The following is a 19579-nucleotide window of genomic DNA, read 5'->3' as shown; positions in this document are numbered from 1 at the left end:
TTGCTGCCCTTATGTATCTTTATGCTTTGCGGCCTGCCAGAACTTTTTCCTGGCAGGCCGCTTTTCGACAAGCTGAGCAAAGGCCCCTGGAATCATCCAGGGGCCTTTGCTGAGGCTGCCGAAAGAGAGGCGGCGCCCCCTCTTTTTGTGTGTAAATCTGTGTGCATTTTTTAAACGAGAAATGCTATCCTGGTAATTATTGGCGCTTTTGAGATCCTAAAACCGTTGCAGCAGTAAGAAAAAACCGGGAAGCCTTGACTTTCAAGGCTTCCCGATTTGGTCGGAGTGCGGGGACTCGAACCCCGGGCCTCCTGCTCCCAAAGCAGGCGCGCTACCAACTGCGCAACACCCCGCTGCGGGGAAAAACATACTGGAAGATATTATAAACGCTTTCTCTAAGGATTGCAAGAGAAATTTTCCTATGCTATGATAGGGTTCTGAGGTGAAGCAGACATGAGAATGAGAAAAAAACCGAACTTGGAGCTGCGGATGGACCGCTGCGCGTCGCTGCTGGCGGAGGACCCCCAGAGGCTGCGGGGCCGCTGGCGGAGTCTGTATCCTGAGGCCCGGGCCCTGTACCTGGAAATCGGCTGTGGCAAGGGCCGTTTTACCGTGGAGACCGCCGCCCAAAATCCTGACTGCCTCTTTGTGGCCATCGAGCGGGTGCCGGACGCCATGATCATCGCCATGGAGCGGGCAAAGGCCCAGGACTTGAATAATGTGTGTTTTATCGACGCGGACGCCGCTCGCCTGCGGGACTACTTCGCCCCTGGGGAGGTGGAGCGTATCTATCTCAATTTCAGCGACCCGTGGCCCTCTAACCGCCATGCCAAACGCCGGCTGACCCACACTGATTTTCTTATGCGCTACCGGCAGGTTCTGTGTCCGGGGGGACAGATTCACTTTAAAACGGATAACCGGGATCTCTATGAATGGTCTCTTTTCCAGTTTCCTAAGGCTGGGTTCTCTTTGTCGGAGGTGGACCGGGACCTCCATCGTGACGGGATCCGCGGCGTCTTCACCGACTATGAGGAGAAATTTTACAACCTGGGCACCCCTATTAACCGCTGCGTCGGCACTTTGGCCCAGCTCCCCGACGGGATGAGAGGGTGGATGGATCCCCTGGACAAGCGGGAGGCCTCCGGTACGCCTGCGCCAAAGGAGGAGGCGCCTTCCCGCCAAAATCTTCCCCAGTGAACGCCTTGTGGGGGAACGCCGTTTATGCTATAATAGCCGGGTGTGGCGGCGTATGCCGCCTGCGCGTTTGGATATCACACGGAGAAGAGGGGGATCAGTTAGATGGAACAAACGCAAAAGCGCACCTGGGCGGAGATTGACCTGGGGGCGCTGGAACATAATTACCATACCCTGCGCACGCTGCCCCCTCGGAATTGTAAATTTCTGGGGGTTGTCAAAGCCAACGCCTACGGCCACGGGGCCATACCGGTGGCCCGCCGGCTGGAGAAGCTGGGGACGGACTATCTGGCGGTGGCCTGCCTGGACGAGGGGGCGGAGCTGCGGGTGGCAGGGATCACCGCTCCCATCCTGGTGCTGGGGCACACGCCGGTGGAGTTCGCAGCTGACCTGGTGCGACTGCGCCTGACCCAGACGGTCTACCATCTTGAGACGGCCAAGGCGCTCTCTGCGGCGGCACAGGCGGAGGGACGGCCGCTGAAAATCCACCTGAAGGCGGATACCGGCATGTCCCGGCTGGGCCTGCTCAGCGACGAGGCCCACATAGATGCCGCGGCAGAGGAGCTGGCTGCCATCTGCGCCCTGCCTGGCCTGGAGGCGGAGGGGCTCTATACCCACTTCAGCGACGCCGACGGCAGCGAGGCATTTACCATGTGCCAGCTGCGCCGCTTTACGGCGGTGATTGACGCCTTATCCGCCAAGGGTATCTCCTTCCCCCTGCGCCACTGCGCGGCCAGCGCGGGGACGCTGCGCTTTCCCTGTTCCCACCTCAACATGGTCCGGCCGGGGATCGCCCTGTACGGGTATCTGCCCGCCCCTTCCTGCGGCGGCCAGCTGGCTGGGGAGCTCCGCCCGGTGATGACTCTGAAGACCCGGGTGGCGGAGGTCAAGGAGCTGCCGGCGGGCGCCCCTGTGAGCTACGGCCGCACCGCCATACTGGAGAAGGACACCCGCATGGCGGTGCTCTCCATTGGATATGCCGACGGCTTCGCCCGTGCCCTGTCCAACCGCGGGACGGTGCTGCTGGGGGGCGAGGAGCGCCCGGTCACCGGCCGGGTGTGCATGGATCTGTGCATGGTCCCCGCGGGGGAGACGGTCCAGGTGGGGGATGTGGCCGAGGTTTTCGGCCCGAATCTGCCCCTGGAGCGGATGGCCGCCCTGCTGGACACCATTCCCTATGAAATTTTGTGCAATGTGTCCCGCCGGGTGCCCCGGGTGTATGTGGAGCCTGCCGGCAGATAAAAACCTGTGCCGTCACCCTCCGCCGGGGCCGCGCATAGACTGGGCCGGGGAGAGTATCGCCGGGCTGGCGGCGGGGGGCGGCATCGGGGCGGAAATTTCCGCCGCCGTGTATAAATCCCGCCGCACCGTGGGAGAATCATAGTAGCTGGGCGAGAGGGCGTACCGCCCCCGTGACGCCAGCCACTATCTGACCGCGGAGTGTGAGCTTTTGTGGACAACAGCGTAAAACGTGGAGACATTTTCTATGCCGACCTCAGCCCCGTGGTGGGCAGCGAGCAGGGCGGGGTGCGGCCGGTGCTGATCGTGCAGAATGACACCGGCAACCGGCACAGCCCTACTGTGATTGCGGCGGCCATTACCTCGCAGACGGGGAAAGCACGTCTGCCCACCCATATTGAGTTCGCGGCCGGGAGCTATGGCCTCCCCAAGGATTCGGTGGTCCTGCTGGAGCAGATCCGGACCTTGGATAAAAAGCGGCTGCGCGAGCACATGGGCAGACTGGATAGTACACTGATGAAACAGGTGGATTCCGCCATTGCGGTGAGCTTTGGCCTCCACCCCCAGCAGCTGGTTTGACAGCGTTTGTCTCAGCCGGCGCTGGAACCATAGGCCGGGGAGGCTACATAGGAATATGCAGTCTCCTGCCGGCCTGTGGCCGGCGGCCACAGATACATAGGAGGAAGAGATGGGACAAAAAACTTTGCTCCCCCGGCTGATTGCCGGCGGGCTGGTGGTTCTCTCGCTGACGGGTGTGGCCCTGGCCGCCGGCCAGGGCAGTCAGGGGGACCCGCTGATTACCCTGAGCTATTTGACGGAAAAGGGGACCCCCGCCATTCTGGCCCAAGTGGATACGCTGCTGGACCAGCGGGAGAGCGCCCTTGTCTCCAAGCTGGAGCAGGTGGTGGACACCTATGCCGCCGCGGTGGCGGGCGGTGGGACAGGCGGTACTTCCGGCGGCAGTGCCTGCGCCTACCAGGTGGTAACGCTGCGCCAGGGACAGGTGCTCACCGCCGCGGCCAGCTGCGAGATTCTGCTGCGCACCGGCTCCGCCGCCTGCGTATCCGACTCCGCCCCCGGCCTGGTGGATATGACCGGCGGCGGCACCCTGGGCGGCGGCAGCGCCCTGTCCGCAAACCACCTCTACCTGGCCACTGTGGAAGGGCGGGGGGTCCGGGCCACGGCAAACGCCACTTTGATGGTCCGGGGGAGCTATACCATCCGCTGACATTGCGATGGGCGGCAGCCGCCTGGTTCTGTTCTTGTACAAAAAGCCGCCTTTATTCGCTGCTCAAAGCAAAGCAGGCGCTGATTTCACCGGCGTGCGCGCGGATAAAATCAGCGGTTCCAAAAGTCACAGTGATGCCTGTCACTGTGACTTTTGTTTTAGGCGTCCAATGGTTTTCCGGCGTGTATCGTGAAATATGCCAAAAAAATGCCCTGATTTTTGTGAGTAAATTCCTTTGAAAATGATTGATTTTGATTGATATGAGTGATATGATTCAGATAACAAAAAAATAAATGAAAATCAATCAATAAAAATCAGAAAGGAAGCTGTGACTATGCGTATCACTGATCTACTCCATCCTGACGGGATCCGGCTTCACGCCGCTGCGGCGGATAAAGCCGCCGCCATCGATCTGCTGGCCGATCTCCAGGAGCGTGCCGGAAATATCACCGATAAAGCCGCCTATAAAAAGGCGATCTGGGATCGGGAGGAACTGGACTCCACTGCGGTGGAGAACGGGGTGGCCGTTCCCCATGCCCGGTGTGCCGCCGTCAAGCGGGCGGGTCTGGCTGCTATGACGGTTCCCGCCGGGGTGGATTACGGTGCGGAGGACGGCGAGCTGTCCACGCTGCTGTTTATGATCGCGGCCCCGGAAGGGGGCGGCGAGGTCCACATGGAGATCCTTTCCCATCTGATGGTTATGCTTATGGATGAGGAATTCTGCCGGAAGCTGTTGGACGTGGAGAGCGCGGAGCAATTTCTCTCCCTCATCGACGCCCAGGAGCGGGTGAAGTTCCCGGAGGAGGCCCCCGCCCAGCCCCAGGCGCCGGATCACGCCCTGCGGGTGCTGGCGGTCACCGCCTGCCCCACCGGCATTGCCCACACCTATATGGCCGCTGAGGCGCTGGAGAAAAAGGGGCGGGAGCTGAACATCGGCGTCAAGGCGGAGACCCAGGGCTCCGGCGGGGCGAAGAATATTTTGACCCGGGAGGAGATCGCCGCCTGCGACGGCATTATTATCGCCGCGGACAAAAATGTAGACCTGGCCCGGTTTGACGGCAAACCCCTGCTGCGTACCCCGGTATCTGACGGCATCAACAAGCCCCAGGAGCTGATTGAGCGGATTGTGGACGGCCAGGCCCCTGTCTACCACCATGAGGGCGGCGGAGCTGTGGAGGACGCGGGGGAAAGCGAAAAGCTGAGCCGCCGCCTCTACAAGCACCTGATGAACGGCGTGTCCCATATGCTCCCCTTTGTCATCGGCGGCGGCATTATTATGGCCCTGTCCTTCCTGCTGGACGGCGGCGCGGCGGGCACGGCGGCTTTCGGCTCCTCCTGGGCCCTCCCCGCGTTCTTCAATAAGGTAGGCGGCATCGCCTTCGGCTTTATGGTGCCCATTCTGGCGGCGTTCATCGCCCAGTCCATTGCCGACCGGCCTGGCCTGATGGTGGGCTTTGTAGGCGGCTCTCTGGCGGCCACCGGCGCCACCTTCGCCTACTTCGCCGACCCCACTGTCCCCATCATCCCCGCCGGCTTCCTGGGCGGCCTGCTGGCCGGCTTTGTGGGCGGCTGGTTTATGAAGCTGCTGCGCAAAGCCTGCGACAAGCTGCCCCAGTCTCTGGAGGGCCTGAAGCCCATTCTGATCTACCCTGTGGTGGGCCTGCTCTTTATCGGCGTGTTCATGTGTGTGGTGAATCCCTTTGTGGGAATGATCAACGAGGCCCTGACCAACGCGCTGAACTCTATGGGCGGATCCTCCGCCATTGTGCTGGGCGCGCTGACGGCAGGAATGATGGCCGCTGATATGGGCGGTCCCATCAACAAGGCCGCCTATGTCTTCGGCACCGCCTCCATTGCCATGGCGGCGGGAGGCTTCTCCCCGGTGATGGCGGCGGTGATGGCCGGCGGCATGGTGCCCCCCATTGCCATTGCCCTGGCCACCCTCTTCTTCAAGGACCGCTTTACCGCGGAAGAGCGCAAGTCCGGCCCGGTAAACGTGATTATGGGCCTGTCCTTCATCACCGAGGGGGCCATTCCCTTCGCTGCCTCTGACCCCCTCCACGTCCTCCCCTCCTGTATTGTGGGCTCTGCCGCGGCGGGCGCGCTGTCCATGGCCTTCGGCTGCGCCTCTCCAGCGCCCCACGGCGGACTGTTCGTCTTCCCGGTGATGCACAATCCACTGGGCTACACCGCCGCCGTCGCCGTTGGCTCCGTGGTGGGGATGCTCCTGCTGGGCCTGCTGAAAAAGAAGAAGGGGTAATCCTCCAATCAGAGCAAACCAGGAAAGGCGGGTGATTGCCGTAAAGGAACACAGACAGATCCGCTGGGCTGTACTGGGCACTGGGGTGATCGCCAACGAGATGGCCCAGGCCCTCCAGTCCATGGGCCGCGCGCTGGACGCGGCAGGCAGCCGCACCTACGGCAAAGCGGCGGCTTTTGCAGAGAAATATGGCGTAAAAAAGGTATATGCCGGTTATCACGAGATGTTTTCTGACCCGGAGATTGACGCAATCTACCTCACCACGCCCCACAATACCCATATGCCCTATCTGGAGCAGGCCTTGTCCCATGGCAAGCATGTCCTGTGCGAGAAATCCATCACCCTCAACAGCGAAGAACTGGACCGGGCCATGTCTTTGGCAAAAGAGAACGGTGTGGTACTGGCGGAGGCCATGACCATCTACCATATGCCCCTTTATCGAGAATTGCGGGAGCGGGTGGTCTCCGGCGCGCTGGGAAAAGTAAACCTGATTCAGCTCAGCTTCGGCAGCTTTAAGAAGTACGATATGACAAACCGTTTTTTCAGCCGCAGTCTTGCGGGGGGCGCACTGCTGGACATCGGGGTCTACGCCCTTTCTCTGGCCCGGATGTTTGTGAACTCCAGCCCGGATCAGGTGAAATCCTTCGTCCAAAAGGCCCCCACCGGGGTGGACGAGAGCGCCGCCATTGCCATGAGCAACCGGGAGGGCCAGCTGGTCACCGCAGCGTTGTCCCTTCACTCCAGGCAGCCCAAGCGGGCGGTGATCTCCTGCGAGAAGGGCTATATTGAGATTATGGAGTATCCCCGGGCGGACCAGGCGGTTATTGTGGATGCGGCCACCGGAGCCCGGGAGACAGTCAAAGCGGGCCGCAGCGCCGATGCGCTGGCCTATGAGCTGGCGGACATGGAGCGGGCCATTCGGGGAGAGGGGGACATGTGTCTGTCCTATACGGCGGATGTGATGACCCTGATGACCGCGCTGCGGCGGGAATGGGGCGTGGTTTACCCAGAGGAGGAGTGAGGGATCCTGCTTGACCCTGCTCGTTTTTGATGATACGATAGAGATATCAACGAGGGAAAGGGTGTCTGCGGTATGCTGGCGGAAGTGCGGATGGAGGCCATTTTGGCGGAACTGGACAAGGAGCAGGCGGTGAGCGTAGCCCACCTGTGCCGGGTGACCGGCGCGTCAGAGGCTACCATCCGCCGGGACTTGAACGAGCTGGCCCGGCGGGGCAAGCTGAACAAGGTCCACGGCGGCGCCCTGCCGGTCCGGGAGGAATTCCAGGCTGAGGAGCCGGATATGGACACCAAGCGGAAGCTCCACACACCGGAAAAAATGCGTATCGCCCGGTACGCCGCCGGTCTCATTACCGACGACGACGTGGTGTACCTGGACGCGGGATCCACCGTCATGTATATGACCGACCATATTCGGGCCACAAAGGCTACCTTTGTCACCAACAGTGTGGAGTGTATCCAGCGCCTGCCCCGGCGGGGCCTGCGGACCTATGTCCTGGGCGGGGTGCTCAAGCCGGGTACACTGACTATCATCGGCGGGGAGGCTGTGGAGCGGCTGAAAAAATACAATTTCACCAAGGCGTTTCTGGGGGTCAACGGCATCGCCGTCAGTCCCGGCTTTACCACCCCTGATCCGGAGGAGGCCATGGTGAAGGCCACCGCCGCCGCCCACGCCCGGCAGACCTGGGTGCTGGCCGACTCCAGCAAATTCGGCGCCATCACCGCCGCCACCTTCCTGCCCCTGGATGGGGGCCAGATCATCACCGACCGGCTGGATGACCGCAGATATAGAGAGTTTACGGATATCAAGGAGGTTTGAACCGATGGTCTATACCGTCACCTTTAACCCGGCCTTGGACTATGTGGTCCGCATGGGCAGTTTCCGGGCAGGGGAGACCAACCGCACTGAGCGCGATGAGCTGCAGTGGGGCGGGAAAGGCATTAATGTGTCCGCTGTTCTGCATAATTTAGGGGTGGACAATGTGGCGTTCGGCTTTTTGGCGGGGTTCACCGGCCAGGCGCTGGACCAGGCGTTGCGGGAGTCAGGAGTCGCCACCGACTTCATCTGGCTGCCTGAGGGCCTGACCCGGATCAATGTGAAGATCAAGGCCGGACAGGAGACCGAGATCAACGGCATGGGTCCCGCCATTCCCGCCGCCGCTCTGGAGGCGCTGTTCGCCAAGCTGGACGCTCTGGGCTCCGGGGATGTGCTGGTGCTGGCGGGCTCCATCCCCGCCACCCTGCCTGACGACGTGTACCAACGTATCCTGGCCCGGCTGGACGGCCGGGACATCCTCACCGCGGTGGACGCCACCCGGGATCTCCTGTGCGCGGTGCTGCCCTACCACCCCTTCCTCATCAAGCCGAACCGGGACGAGCTGGGAGAGATCTTTGGCCGGACTTTGATGGCTGACAGAGAAATCGAGGACTGCGCCCGGCAGCTCCAGGCGCGGGGTGCGCGAAACGTGCTGGTGTCCATGGCGGGAGACGGCTCCCTGCTGCTGGACGAGACAGGGGCGGTCCACCGCCTGGGCGTACCCCAGGGAAAGGTGGTCAACTCCGTGGGAGCGGGGGACTCCATGGTGGCCGGATTTTTGGCCGGCTGGCTGGAGCACCGGGACTACGCCATGGCCTACAAGCTGGGGGCGGCCACCGGCTCCGCCACGGCATTTTCTGATGGATTGGCAGAAAAAGAGCAGGTTCTAAAGCTTTTAAAGGAATTTTGAGGAGGAAAGTACCATGAAACAGTTCACCTACACCATTACCGATCCTGTGGGCGTCCACGCCCGCCCCGCCGGCCTGCTGGTCAAGGCCGCCAAGGTCCTGGACAGTACCGTCACCATTGCCAAGTCCGACGGGAAGTCTGCTGTGGCCACGAAACTGATGGCCCTGATGGGTCTGGGGATCAAGCAGGGAGAAACCGTCACCGTCACTGTGGAGGGCGGCAGTGAGGAGGCCAATGCCGCTGTTATGGAGCAGTTTTTTAAAGAGAACCTCTGATTACTTGCCCGCATCAGAACGTTTTGAAGTTGTGAAAACTGCACACACCCCAAAAGACCTGGCCAGAACTGGCCAGGTCTTTTGGGGTGTGTGTTGCAAAGGGATTTTGGAGAGGGATTGGTTTGGCGTGTCTGATTTTTGGAATTCAGGGTCTGCTCTCCCCTGATTCCGTGGTTATCATACCGCGAAAATACGGCCAAATCGTGACGGAAGTATGAATAGTTTGTAAATTGCGGCTGCCGCCCGGCGGGGGGCTCAGCGGCTTTCTCAGGTGCTCTCCCGCTCCACCAGCACAGTGGCGAAAGTGACGCACTGGGGACTTGGTTTTTTGTCTGCGGGCGCCTCAATCTCTCCAATGACCATCTCGGCGGCTTTTTCCCCCATCTCATGGGCGGGCATCTCCATAGAGGTCATGGAGGTCTCCAGCATCCCGCCCACGGCGTGCCCGGTGAGGCTGATGACCTTGACCTGCTCCGGGATGCGGATGCCCCGCTCTGTCAAGGCCCGAATCGCCCCCAGTCCCTGAATGTCTACCGCAGCCAGCACACCGTCCAGGCCCGGGGTATTGTCCAGAAGCTGGTTCATGCACTCATAGCCGTACTCAAAGCTGTTCATCAGGTAGTTGGACTGCTGAAAATTTTCCCGCAGGCCAAGGGTCTTTACCGCCTTGCGGTATCCCTCCAGCCGCCCCCGGTAGGGGGCCAGGTGAAGGGAGCCGCCGATGAGCCCGATTTCCCGGCACCCTTTTTGATACAGATAGTAAACCGCCTCATAGCCGCAGGCCTCATAGTCGGCCACAATAGAGCTGATGCCCCCCTCCTGCTGGCGGACAATCTGTACCACGGCGATGCCGCTGGCCCTGATATCCCGCACCAGACGTCCGTTGCGCCCGGTGCCGGCGATGATAATCCCATCTACAAAGCCGTTGCGCAGCCGGTTCAGACAGTCCCGCTCCACCGTGGGGTCATCCTCCGTGTTACAGATCAGCGTCGCGTAGCCCAGCTTCCGGGCGCCCAGCTCAATGCCCTGTAAAATCTCCGAAAAAATGGCCAGGTGGAGGCGGGGGACCACCACGCCGATGGTGTGCCGCTTTCCCTGACGGAGGGCCTGGGCCATTATGTTGGGGTGGTAGCCCAGCTCCTTGGCGGCGGCATAGATCCGTTCCTTGGTGTCCGGGTGGACATAGGACGTGTTGTTCAGCGCCCGGGACACTGTGCTGACATCGACACAGGCCAGGCGCGCGACATCCTTCAATGTGGCCATAGGGCTCCTCCTGTCCGCAAACGTTTGCTGATTTTTGATATTTCTACAATCGCTAAAATTATAGTTTCTTTTTGCCAAAATTGCAAGGAGATCAGACTATTTTATGAACCGTGCCGCATATGTCGTTATATTGCACAATTTTCTTTCTTAATATATAGAAAATTTGACCGTTTATGCAAATCATTGCAGAGCATATGCAAAATATTGCAGGGGAGGGCCAAGCCGTTGACTTTGGTTTTTTCCCATGTTATAACTGAACCATCGAAAGCAATCGTTTGCACAACTTCTTGAATCCGCGGCGCGCGACGTGAGTGACAAGAGCCCTGATGCAGACAGCCAACCCTCAAAACAAAAACGAAAAGGAGACATCCATCATGGCTAAGGTTAAAACGTTTAAGACCATCTTCCCCGCGGTTTCCGTTCCCCTGAATGATGACTACTCCATTAACGAGGCCGAGTTCCGCGCCTACCTGCGCTGGATTAAGAGCTTCTGCGGCAAGGGCATTGAGGGTCTGGTCTGCAACGGCCACACCGGCGAGATCACCGGCTTGACCCGGGCGGAGCGCAAGCGCGTAGTGGAAATCTGCGCCGAGGAGTGCGGCGACGTGATGACCATCATCTCCGGCGTCAACTGTGAGAACACCCAGGAGTCCATTGAAATGGCCGCTGAGGCCAAGGCCGCCGGGGCGGACGGCATCCTCCTCATGCCCCCCCACATGTGGCTGCGCTTCGGCATGAATCCCAACGCCCCCTTCCAGTATGTGAAGGACGTGGCCGAGGGCGCCGACATTGACATCATCATCCACCTGTATCCCGCCACCTCCAAGGCGTTCTATCCTGTGGAAACCCTCATCAAGATGTGCAAGGAGATTGACCATGTGAAGTGCATCAAGATGGGTACCCGGGTTACCTCCATCTACGAGCATGACGTGCGCCTGCTGCGCCAGGAGTGCCCCGATATCTCCCTCATCACCTGCCACGACGAGACCCTGTGCGTCAGCTGGTTCCCCGGCATGGACGGCGCCCTCATCGGCTTCGCCGGCTGCGTGCCTGAGCTGATCTGCCCCGCCCGTGAGGTGTTCGCCAATCCCGACAAGCACACCCTGAAGGAGGCCCAGGACTGGTCCGACCGGATCTACCACATCTCCCAGGCCATCTACGGCGGCGGCCAGCCCTCCGGCGAGGCCCATGCCCGGCTGAAGGAGGCGCTGTATCAGCGCGGCATCTTCTCCAACGCCCTCATGCGCAAGCCTGTCCTGCCTCTGGATCAGGAGGAGAAGGACTGGGTGGCCCTGGGTCTGGAGCGCAGCCAGCTGCCCAAGGTGGATATGGGCCAGTACAAGTAAATCCTGTCTTTTCCCAGCTTTTCAGGGCGCTGTGCCAAGGCGCAGCGCCCCCCTTTTTGTAAAAAAGGAGGCATTTATGAGTGAGAAAAGCACGAGTGGGGCTGTTTTTGGCGAGGACGTAAAGCGGCTCCCCCTGAAGGATCTGGTGAAACGGATCGGCCCCGGCCTTATCGCCACAGGCATCGTGATCGGTCCCGGCGCGGTGACGACCGCGTCCATGCTGGGCGCGGACTACGGCTATGACCTGATCTGGCTGTTCATCCCCATCATTTTTATGGGCATCACCTTTATGCTCACGACAAACCGGCTGGCCATTGTCAGCGGTATGCCCACCATCCACGCCATCCGGAAGTATTATGGTCCGGTGGCCTCCGGCGTGGTCAGCGTGGCGGTATTTTTATCCTGCCTGTTCTTTACCATGGGCAACATCTCCGGCACCGGAGCAGGCATGAATTTGATCTTTGGAATTGACTGGAAGATCGGCTCCGCCCTGATGCTGGCGATTGTCCTCTATTGCTATTTTGCGAAAAATGTGTACTCCAAGGTGGAAAAGATCATTACCCTGTGTATTTTGGTGATGATCGTGTCCTTTTACATTACCCTGATTGGCGTGGGCGGGCCGGACTGGGGCGGCTTCGGCAAGGGTCTGGTGAGCTTCCAGGTCCCGGAGGGCAGCCTGGGAACCGCCCTGGCCTTCATCTCCACCAATGCGGCCATCACCGCCGGTATCTATGCCACCTATCTGGGCAAGGAGAAGAAGTGGAAGAAGGAGGACCTGTTCAACGGCGTCATGTTCACCGACGCTCTGGTCCATATCATCAGCGTGGTGCTTATCTCCGGCGCCATCATTCTGGTGGGGGCCGTGGTGCTCCATCCCCAGGGCCTGTCCATCAAGGCCCCCGCCCAGCTGGCGGAGATGCTGGTGCCCATCATGGGCGGCGCGGCCCGGTACATTATGGGGCTGGCCCTGCTGGGGGCCGGGTTCTCCTCGCTGCTGGCCAACACCCAGCGGGGCATGGTGCTGCTGGGCGCGGGCTTTAACCAGGACGTACGCCTGGAGAGCAAGTTTATCCGCTTTGGCTGTCTGGCCTGCCTGGCTTTCGCGGCGGTGGTGTGCTACAGCTATGGCGGCTCCCCCACGCAGCTGATCCTGATGGCTAATATCGCCACCTCTATCGCCACTCCCTTTGGCGGTCTGTTTACCCTGCTGCTCCTGTGGCGCAAGGACATCAATGAGGGCTATAAGACGCCCGCCGCTCTGCGGATCTGCATGACCATCAGCTATGCCTTTGCGCTTATCATGACCATTTCCGCCCTGTCTACCCAGCTTCCCAAGCTGATGAATCTTTTTAAGTGATACCCAATTTGCGTATTGTCTTCTGACAAGCGCAGCGGGGACTTGCGAAACAATTGCAAGTCCCCGCTGCGCTGTTTGTGTTACGGAGGGGCGGGAGAATGGAAGCTGCCGGGTCTGCCGCGGATGCTCTTACGACATCTAGGGGAATTCCCTTTTGGAAGTTCAGCAAAGTGCGCTCAAGCTGGATTTCTGCCCTCTTCTGTATCTGATGTATCTGAGCATTCTATTCCATGATACGACAGTGTAGCCACCGCCCGAAAGACTTCCCCGGAGACGCCGGCCTGCACCATGCCGTCGTACTTTTCTGCGGCGGTCTGGGCGCTTTTCAGGCCCCAGCCGTGGAGACCGCCCTCGGTCTTGGTGGTCTTCAGCGCCCCGTTTTCCTGTATGGGCGCGGTGGAAAAGCTGTTCTCCACCTTGATGACCAGCATCTGGTGGATGCGGCGGATGGTAAGGGACACAGTTCGTCTGTGCGGATCCGGTACCTGCCGGGCCGCCTCGACAGCGTTGTCCAGAAGGTTGCCCAAAATCGCGCACAGATCTGCGCTGCGGATGTTGGTGTGTTGGGGGAACTCAACGTGGCGTTGGAATTGGATACCGCCGGCTTCCGCCGCGGCCGCTTTGCTGTTAATGAGGTAGTCCGCCGTCTCGTCTCCTGTCCAGACGGTGGCGGCCAGGTTCTGGACGGGAGCCTGCAATTCGTCCAGGTAGCGGACCGTCTCCCCGTACTTTTCGTGGGAGAGGAGCTGCCGCAGCACGCCGATGTGGTTGTGAAAATCGTGGAACAGCTTGGCGTTGACCTGATAGGCGCGGGTGACAGCGGTATAGTCCCGTTCCAGCAGCTCGGCCTGCTCTGATTTCAGCGCTGCCAGCTCCTTTTCCACCTCATACTGCCGGTTGAGATTGAACACCAGCACTGACATCATCAGGATCACGGCCAGAATCGTCCACATATAGAGGGTATCGTCAGGAATTGCCAAAACCGCCTGCTCAGACAGCGTAATCACCGCGAGGAAACCCGCCAGGGAAGCCGCGGAGACGGCCCGAAAAGCGGCCTTTCGGGCGATCCTCTGGCGCGTGGCGCACCAGACCGCCAAACCCGCCAGCAGCCCGTGGAGCAGCCAGAGGGCGGACTGTCCGGCCGCCGTTTCGGCGCTGAGGAAGTCCTGGGAGCGGAACAGCACACCCAGCCCCGCCGTCAGAAGAAACTGCCAGAAGGAAAGGCCGATCTCATAAAACATGCTGACAAACAGGCTTATTCTTAGCTCAGTTCCTTCCAGCCAGTGGGCGCAGGCGGCGATTAAAAGAATCTCCAGGGTCATCCGGCAGAGGTCTGACATATGGAGCCGGGAAACCAAAACCGTAAAAATCAGCGCCCCGGCCAGCCCTGCCACGATGCTTTTTCGGCTGGGCTTTTTTGCGGACAGCAGCCGGGAAATGACAATCAGGCCGGCAAGGACACGCAGGGCTCCGCTCAACATACCGGAGAACAGCAGAAAAATATCCGTCATATGTGTGCCCCCCAGTAGGCGTTGATCCGGGCCTTTACCGCTTGCAGATGGGAGCGGCTGACGGGGAGGACGGCGCCGTTTTTCAAAATGACAGTCCCTTCCTTGACCTGCATCACATGGATCATGTTGACAATACAGCCCCGGTCAATAAAAATGAACTCCTCTGCGGACAGATCTTCATGGACCTGCTGTAAGCTCTTTCGTACTTTGGCCGCACCGTTCACCGTGGTGATGCTGGCGTTTTTTCCGTCCCGCTCAATAAAAAGGATTTCTTTGAAGGGAATTTTCTCCAAACGGCTGCTGGTCTGGATGGTGTAGAATTTTCCCTCCTCTAATTCAATCAGCCGGATGGCGTCGCAAATTGCCCCGGGGAGCCGTTTTTCTGTATCATTTTTGGGGACGTACCGGAAAATGGACAGCTCAAAGGCGTCAATGGCATACTCCACATGAGAGGTAATGAAGATGATTTTTACGCTGGGCAGAAAGGGCCTGATTGCTCCGGCCAGCTCCATTCCAGTGCTGCCAGGCATCTCAATGTCCAGCAGGATCAGGTCAAAGAAAAATCCGTCCTCTGTGATGTCGTAGAGGAGGTTGCTGCTGTGGGTATAGGCGGCGATTTCACCGGCGCTCCCGCATTGTTTCAGGCAGTTCTCCGCAATCCTCCGGTTGGATTGGACGGCGGCGCTGTCATCGTCGCAGATGGCGATGCGTAACATGAGCCGCTCCCTCCTCTTCCCTTAATGATAGGTCATTATACTGCATCCCCTCCGCCCAGACAAGAGAAATTCAATTTTCCACAGGAAAAGAACAAAAATAAGACCCCGCGTCGTGAGACGCAAGGTCTTATTTTTCTATGGCGCAGGCGAAGCGTTATTGCCCTACGACAAAACTGTCGTAGGGCAAGGTGATTTATCCTGTTTGGGGCAAAGTAGTTTATCCACCCGGCCCTTGGGCCGGATGCCCCTACTCCATGGTGATATAGTGCAGAATATTCCTAAAATCCTGTATTTAAGCAGGGAAAGGATAGTCCGAAGGATAAAAAAGTGCCCCCCATCCGAAGGATGGCAGGTTACTTTTTTCTATGGCGTAGGCTGGGTGTTAGTGCCCTACACAGGATAAATCACAATGCCCTACGACATAGTATCCTTGACCTTGCCTCTTTATTATAGCTGACATCTCTCTACATTGCAAGCCTAAATCGTCTCAATAAGGCAGTTGAGGATAGCTTCAATCTTATGCTGCTTCTCCAAGTCCAGCCCTCCCAGCTTCTCTGCCAGAGGTGTCCATCGAATAGGTGTGTCCGATGAGATGTACGCCGCCAGAATGGAATCAGCTCCAGTCCCAAGGGCATTACAAATATCAATCAAGGTAGGCAGGGCAGGCGTCAGCAATCCCCGCTCAATCCGTGAGATTGAATTGGAGGCCACATTCGTTATCTCCGCAAGTTGTTCTTGGGTCATGCCACGCTCCTTGCGTATGCGCTGTATGGCTTGACCTCCTTGCTTGAAGTCCATTGCCCTCACCCCCCTGCTTCTATTTTTCATCTGTATTATGAGCGAATTAGACGTGTTAAATCCAGAACGCTATGGACAAAGATAGACGTATAGAGTATAATTAGCTGTAACTCTTTGCGGAGGTGAACCCCCATGCTGGATAACTGCTGTGCCTTCACGGGCCATCGGCCACACAAGTTCCCATGGCGATACAACGAAGCTGATAGTCGATGTGTGGCATTGAAGTCCGCAATGACAGAGCAGATCACAAAGATGGTCGAGGATGGGGTAACTGACTTCTACAGTGGTGGAGCAGACGGAGTGGACTGCTGGGCTTCATTGATTGTTCTGGAGCTGAGACAAAAGAATCCTGCACTGAAACTCCACCTGATTCTGCCCCACGAGGGACAGGCAGACAAGTGGAGTGATCCAGCACAGGAACGGTATCTTTCAATTTTGAAGCAGGCTGATTCTGCGGAATATGTGAGTCATGAGTATTACGATGGGTGTATGCTCGACCGCAATCATCGGCTGGTAGAATCTGCTGGACTGCTGCTGGCTGTCTACAATGGAGAGCGGCGTGGTGGTACTGCGGCTACCATTCGATATGCCCGGAAACTGGGTGGGAGAATCATCATTTTGAATCCTATTTCCCTTGAAATCATCAGAATGTAGGACGTATGAAGTACATCTAAAAAGATATATTCTCTCCTTGATGGCATAGGTGACTCATTATTCAGAGAGAGGTGAGAATTGTATGATGCAGTGGAATCTGCTTACTTCAAAAGTAAATATTCAATTTTGAAATGGCACTGAGCGCCTTTATAAGGCCCTTCAAAAGAATCTTTTGAAGACTGGATTTAGGCATTGAGGGTTGGTAAACTGGCTATCAGCATATTTCATGTGAGAGGAGGCAGCACTTTGATTAACATTGATTTGGAGAATTTGAACGAAGATGATGTCTACAAAGCCTTTGGTGTTGATGGCAATGAGGGCGAAGCTCTGAATGATATTTACCTGGAACTCTATGAACTGATTGGCCGTGATGGTATGCTCAAGCTGTTCAAATACTTCCGTGGGGATAAGATCGACTGCCCCATGCGACTGTACCGCCCGGAGTTCATAGCAGATTTGGCAAAGCAGACCACAGATCGGCGGGAACGTGCCAAGATTGCCAGGGCTGCCGGATATACAGTGAAATTCATAGAGGGAATGTTGCGGAAACGTAGAGAAGAGGAGGACTCTGAATGAGGTACACTCAATAAGAATCAGGAGGAAGATAAAAGTGTTTTGTCACAAGTGCGGTGCGCAGATAGCCGAAGAGGCAGATTTCTGCCACAAATGTGGTACAAAAGTAGTTTATGGGGATGTTGAATCGAACAACACTGGTGTGGCAAACGAATCCGGTAAAGAGCTACATAAAATCATTATTTCTGTACTGCTGCTCATTGTCTTACTGGTAGCAATTCTATCAGGTACATTCCAAAATATTTTTGATAAACTGATAGATATTAACAGAGAAATTGATAATCAAGCCACAGGAGCCACCACGGTGCCTGGAATACAGTCTGCTATGGATCTATTTCCTACGTATGGTGCAAACGAGTCACCATCTGACTCGTCTGAAAGCTCCTTTGCATGGGTTGAGGAACCTTACATGGTAACAGAAGATGATATTTTCCAGACTAGATATATCGCGGGGGCAATTCAGAATATATCGGATATAACATTTGCATCTGCAAGTGTGCAATTTGTCCTATACGATTCGGCAGGCAATCAGATCGATACGGCTTCCGATGTTATCGACAACTTCGTAGCAGGAAATACCTGGAGATTCAAAGCTATTGTCCTCTCAGATGATGTAGCCTATTTTGAGTTCCTACACGCTACAAAGACTTATCCGTGACAACAAAATTCACTTAAAGGAAGTAGCCAGAGACAGTCTCTGACTGGAAAGGAAGTTATTATGTTCTGCCCGAAATGTGGTACAAAAGCAATCGAAGGTGCTGACTTCTGTCAGAAGTGCGGCGCAAAACTGGTAAAAGATGAATCTACGAAATCTGTACCTGCCGAAGTTCCCTATGCGAACTCCGCGAACACCAACATGGCAAAACGGGAAAATCGAACGGTTGGCAGTGCAATATCACCTGCGATACAGGAAGCATATGACCGTTTAACAGAAAGTAGCGAACAATGCCCCGGGATAAAGCAAATTGCTATAGATAAAGCTCCCAATGGCACTTCTGATTCTGTGCTGATAATCCGCAGCATCTTCTATAAGTACATGTATTATCCATGTGAAAGAACAGGAGAAATACAATTTTCAGGGGGTCTGCGGTGGGTGCTCTACCTTATCTATTTCCCAATTTTACTTTGTGATGGTCTCTTTCTGCAATTCTTCTTTCAATCAGAGTATTTCCCCCTGTTGTCCATCTGTTGTCTGATTGGATCTATTATCTGGTTTCCATTCACTTTTCTTTCCTATAAAGAACGAGTGGAAATAGCAGCGCATATCAATCATACTCTCGGTTGTGAGATTAAGCGGCCTTCAAGAGTTCCTATAGCAATTACCTATATTCTGAATGTCGTTGAAATTGGATTGTGCATAATCTCCCTTGTTTTCATGTTTGGTAAATCCAGCGATGCTATTATGGATAGCTATACTACCACAGCTAGCAATACCACTGTGACCAAAACAGAGATGGTGGACCAAGTCCTCTTCTGCGGTATCCCGATACAAGAAGTCATTGGTATGGGATACGATGAAATTATCTCAACCTTTGGAGAACCAAATTCTGTTTATGACAGCAACTATAGTTCGTATTATGAGATGAATTATGGAGAGGCCTACGCATCTGATAACTCAGATTGGATGATCTTTGGGTTATATTTTGAGGAGCAGAATGTTATAACTGCTATCCATGCAAGCCCAGGACTGTTCTCGTTCAATGGTCAAAATCTTCGACAAGACTACAATAGCCTGAAGGGTATCTCTGGCGAGCAATTAGAATTAGGCACTACATCAATGTATAACTCTGAATCTGTGCTGTATTATGGAGACTATGTATACACCATAAATTATCTCATATCTCCTGATGAATGGGACGAAAATGCCCTCCCTACAGACATTTATGTTCAGCTTTCCAGTCAATCAGTATATAATCAAAATTCAGATTCAGGTATCTCTTTTGACGATGAGATGGAGTTGAATAAGTTGATTCAGCAATTCAAGCCCCCATGTCCTCAGTGTCTCTACAAACTGAGACTGGTGCATACAGTAGTCAATCCCTGCCATCAATGCAGGAGGAACAGCTACCAGATGTTTGAGAGATTTCAAAAGGAGCTAATTTCTGGTAAGCAGGGACGCAGATAATCGTATTCCCCCCAGCCTCGCCTATATATTCTACAGGTAGACTATATAGGAAACGAGGTGTTAAAGTTGCCGGATCGAAAGATGGTGGATGTGGTACTCATCATACTCTCAGCCCTGATCGCAGTAGCAAAGGTCATCTGTGAGATGGATGAGCTTCCAGAATCGGACAGGCAAATCGAATAGCTGCCTAAAATGGAGGACTTCCCGCAGGGGAAGTCCTCTCAGCCTGTCGAAAAAGTCTGCCCTTCGGCAGACTTTTTCATATAAACGAGGTAAAATAGAGCAGGGTGAGAAAAA

The 19579-nt window shown here is 56.4% G+C and carries 19 protein-coding genes and 1 tRNA gene; 15 read left to right on the top strand and 5 right to left on the bottom strand.

Annotated elements, in window-relative coordinates; all coding sequences use genetic code 11:
* Window positions 1-277 precede the first annotated feature (277 nt).
* Window positions 278-353, bottom strand: a tRNA-Pro gene (locus D1159_RS16625).
* A 106-nt stretch (window positions 354-459) separates the two neighbouring features.
* On the opposite strand from D1159_RS16625, the gene trmB reads away from it, so the two are divergent.
* From trmB to D1159_RS16580, 9 genes are all read left to right on the top strand, one after another.
* Complete coding sequence (gene trmB / locus D1159_RS16620) at window positions 460-1197, top strand: tRNA (guanosine(46)-N7)-methyltransferase TrmB (protein ID WP_243152353.1); 738 nt, start codon at window positions 460-462, stop codon at window positions 1195-1197.
* 102 nt (window positions 1198-1299) lie between these two features.
* Window positions 1300-2436, top strand: coding sequence for an alanine racemase (gene alr / locus D1159_RS16615; RefSeq protein WP_161846734.1), 1137 nt, complete (start codon window positions 1300-1302; stop codon window positions 2434-2436).
* Window positions 2437-2646: 210 nt separating this feature from the next.
* Complete coding sequence (locus D1159_RS16610) at window positions 2647-3012, top strand: type II toxin-antitoxin system PemK/MazF family toxin (RefSeq protein ID WP_161846733.1); 366 nt, start codon at window positions 2647-2649, stop codon at window positions 3010-3012.
* Window positions 3013-3121: 109 nt separating this feature from the next.
* Entirely contained in the window at window positions 3122-3661 is a 540-nt protein-coding gene (locus D1159_RS16605) for a hypothetical protein (protein WP_161846732.1), read from the top strand.
* A gap of 334 nt (window positions 3662-3995) precedes the next feature.
* Entirely contained in the window at window positions 3996-5921 is a 1926-nt protein-coding gene (locus D1159_RS16600) for a PTS fructose transporter subunit IIABC (RefSeq protein WP_161846731.1), read from the top strand.
* A 34-nt stretch (window positions 5922-5955) separates the two neighbouring features.
* A complete protein-coding gene (locus D1159_RS16595; protein WP_161846736.1) occupies window positions 5956-6942 on the top strand; it encodes a Gfo/Idh/MocA family oxidoreductase in 987 nt (328 codons plus the stop codon).
* 72 nt (window positions 6943-7014) lie between these two features.
* The gene (locus tag D1159_RS16590; RefSeq protein WP_161846730.1) at window positions 7015-7758 is read left to right on the top strand and encodes a DeoR/GlpR family DNA-binding transcription regulator; all 744 of its coding nucleotides are present in this window, start codon (window positions 7015-7017) and stop codon (window positions 7756-7758) included.
* 4 nt (window positions 7759-7762) lie between these two features.
* Window positions 7763-8665: a 1-phosphofructokinase gene (pfkB, locus tag D1159_RS16585; RefSeq protein WP_161846729.1), complete on the top strand. Its 903-nt coding sequence runs from the start codon at window positions 7763-7765 to the stop codon at window positions 8663-8665.
* A gap of 13 nt (window positions 8666-8678) precedes the next feature.
* The gene (locus tag D1159_RS16580; protein WP_161846728.1) at window positions 8679-8939 is read left to right on the top strand and encodes an HPr family phosphocarrier protein; all 261 of its coding nucleotides are present in this window, start codon (window positions 8679-8681) and stop codon (window positions 8937-8939) included.
* A 267-nt stretch (window positions 8940-9206) separates the two neighbouring features.
* Here D1159_RS16580 and D1159_RS16575 read toward each other — a convergent pair whose 3' ends face one another.
* Window positions 9207-10202, bottom strand: a complete 996-nt coding sequence (locus tag D1159_RS16575; protein ID WP_161846727.1) for a LacI family DNA-binding transcriptional regulator — start codon at window positions 10200-10202, stop codon at window positions 9207-9209.
* Window positions 10203-10576: 374 nt separating this feature from the next.
* On the opposite strand from D1159_RS16575, the gene D1159_RS16570 reads away from it, so the two are divergent.
* Both D1159_RS16570 and D1159_RS16565 read left to right on the top strand, forming a co-directional pair.
* Entirely contained in the window at window positions 10577-11548 is a 972-nt protein-coding gene (locus tag D1159_RS16570; protein WP_161846726.1) for a dihydrodipicolinate synthase family protein, read from the top strand.
* Window positions 11549-11624: 76 nt separating this feature from the next.
* Window positions 11625-12905 carry an Nramp family divalent metal transporter gene (locus D1159_RS16565; RefSeq protein WP_161846725.1) on the top strand — a complete coding sequence of 427 codons (1281 nt, stop codon included), beginning with the start codon at window positions 11625-11627 and terminating at the stop codon, window positions 12903-12905.
* A gap of 176 nt (window positions 12906-13081) precedes the next feature.
* Here D1159_RS16565 and D1159_RS16560 read toward each other — a convergent pair whose 3' ends face one another.
* The 3 genes from D1159_RS16560 to D1159_RS16550 all read right to left on the bottom strand — a co-directional run bounded on the left by D1159_RS16560 (window position 13082) and on the right by D1159_RS16550 (window position 15930).
* Window positions 13082-14416 carry an ATP-binding protein gene (locus D1159_RS16560; RefSeq protein WP_161846724.1) on the bottom strand — a complete coding sequence of 445 codons (1335 nt, stop codon included), beginning with the start codon at window positions 14414-14416 and terminating at the stop codon, window positions 13082-13084.
* Entirely contained in the window at window positions 14413-15132 is a 720-nt protein-coding gene (locus D1159_RS16555; protein WP_161846723.1) for a LytTR family DNA-binding domain-containing protein, read from the bottom strand. The genes D1159_RS16560 and D1159_RS16555 overlap by 4 nt, the downstream gene beginning before the upstream one ends.
* A 477-nt stretch (window positions 15133-15609) precedes the next feature.
* Entirely contained in the window at window positions 15610-15930 is a 321-nt protein-coding gene (locus D1159_RS16550; protein WP_279280119.1) for a helix-turn-helix transcriptional regulator, read from the bottom strand.
* A gap of 132 nt (window positions 15931-16062) precedes the next feature.
* Between D1159_RS16550 and D1159_RS16545 the strand changes: the two genes are divergently transcribed.
* From D1159_RS16545 to D1159_RS16530, 4 genes are all read left to right on the top strand, one after another.
* Entirely contained in the window at window positions 16063-16584 is a 522-nt protein-coding gene (locus D1159_RS16545; RefSeq protein ID WP_161846721.1) for an SLOG family protein, read from the top strand.
* 246 nt (window positions 16585-16830) lie between these two features.
* Entirely contained in the window at window positions 16831-17160 is a 330-nt protein-coding gene (locus D1159_RS16540; protein WP_161846720.1) for a hypothetical protein, read from the top strand.
* Window positions 17161-17194: 34 nt separating this feature from the next.
* On the top strand, window positions 17195-17815 hold the full coding sequence (locus D1159_RS20290) for an FxLYD domain-containing protein (protein WP_161846719.1): 621 nt from the start codon (window positions 17195-17197) through the stop codon (window positions 17813-17815).
* A 60-nt stretch (window positions 17816-17875) separates the two neighbouring features.
* Window positions 17876-19282: a zinc-ribbon domain-containing protein gene (locus tag D1159_RS16530; RefSeq protein ID WP_161846718.1), complete on the top strand. Its 1407-nt coding sequence runs from the start codon at window positions 17876-17878 to the stop codon at window positions 19280-19282.
* The last annotated feature ends 297 nt before the right edge of the window (window positions 19283-19579 follow it).

The organism is Pseudoflavonifractor sp. 524-17 (assembly GCF_009935845.1).
In the GTDB taxonomy this organism is placed as follows: domain Bacteria; phylum Bacillota; class Clostridia; order Oscillospirales; family Oscillospiraceae; genus Pseudoflavonifractor_A.
This window is presented reverse-complemented; position numbering and strand designations above follow the sequence as displayed.

What these genes read in the sequence shown, in the direction of transcription:
- trmB (WP_243152353.1), top strand. Translation starts at nt 460, where the DNA reads ATGAGAAAAAAACCGAACTTGGAGCTGCGGATGGACCGCTGCGCGTCG.
- alr (WP_161846734.1), top strand. Translation starts at nt 1,300, where the DNA reads ATGGAACAAACGCAAAAGCGCACCTGGGCGGAGATTGACCTGGGGGCG.
- D1159_RS16605 (WP_161846732.1), top strand. Translation starts at nt 3,122, where the DNA reads ATGGGACAAAAAACTTTGCTCCCCCGGCTGATTGCCGGCGGGCTGGTG.
- D1159_RS16600 (WP_161846731.1), top strand. Translation starts at nt 3,996, where the DNA reads ATGCGTATCACTGATCTACTCCATCCTGACGGGATCCGGCTTCACGCC.
- D1159_RS16590 (WP_161846730.1), top strand. Translation starts at nt 7,015, where the DNA reads ATGCTGGCGGAAGTGCGGATGGAGGCCATTTTGGCGGAACTGGACAAG.
- pfkB (WP_161846729.1), top strand. Translation starts at nt 7,763, where the DNA reads ATGGTCTATACCGTCACCTTTAACCCGGCCTTGGACTATGTGGTCCGC.
- D1159_RS16580 (WP_161846728.1), top strand. Translation starts at nt 8,679, where the DNA reads ATGAAACAGTTCACCTACACCATTACCGATCCTGTGGGCGTCCACGCC.
- D1159_RS16575 (WP_161846727.1), bottom strand. Translation starts at nt 10,202, where the DNA reads ATGGCCACATTGAAGGATGTCGCGCGCCTGGCCTGTGTCGATGTCAGC.
- D1159_RS16570 (WP_161846726.1), top strand. Translation starts at nt 10,577, where the DNA reads ATGGCTAAGGTTAAAACGTTTAAGACCATCTTCCCCGCGGTTTCCGTT.
- D1159_RS16565 (WP_161846725.1), top strand. Translation starts at nt 11,625, where the DNA reads ATGAGTGAGAAAAGCACGAGTGGGGCTGTTTTTGGCGAGGACGTAAAG.
- D1159_RS16560 (WP_161846724.1), bottom strand. Translation starts at nt 14,416, where the DNA reads ATGACGGATATTTTTCTGCTGTTCTCCGGTATGTTGAGCGGAGCCCTG.
- D1159_RS16555 (WP_161846723.1), bottom strand. Translation starts at nt 15,132, where the DNA reads ATGTTACGCATCGCCATCTGCGACGATGACAGCGCCGCCGTCCAATCC.
- D1159_RS16550 (WP_279280119.1), bottom strand. Translation starts at nt 15,930, where the DNA reads ATGGACTTCAAGCAAGGAGGTCAAGCCATACAGCGCATACGCAAGGAG.
- D1159_RS16545 (WP_161846721.1), top strand. Translation starts at nt 16,063, where the DNA reads ATGCTGGATAACTGCTGTGCCTTCACGGGCCATCGGCCACACAAGTTC.
- D1159_RS16530 (WP_161846718.1), top strand. Translation starts at nt 17,876, where the DNA reads ATGTTCTGCCCGAAATGTGGTACAAAAGCAATCGAAGGTGCTGACTTC.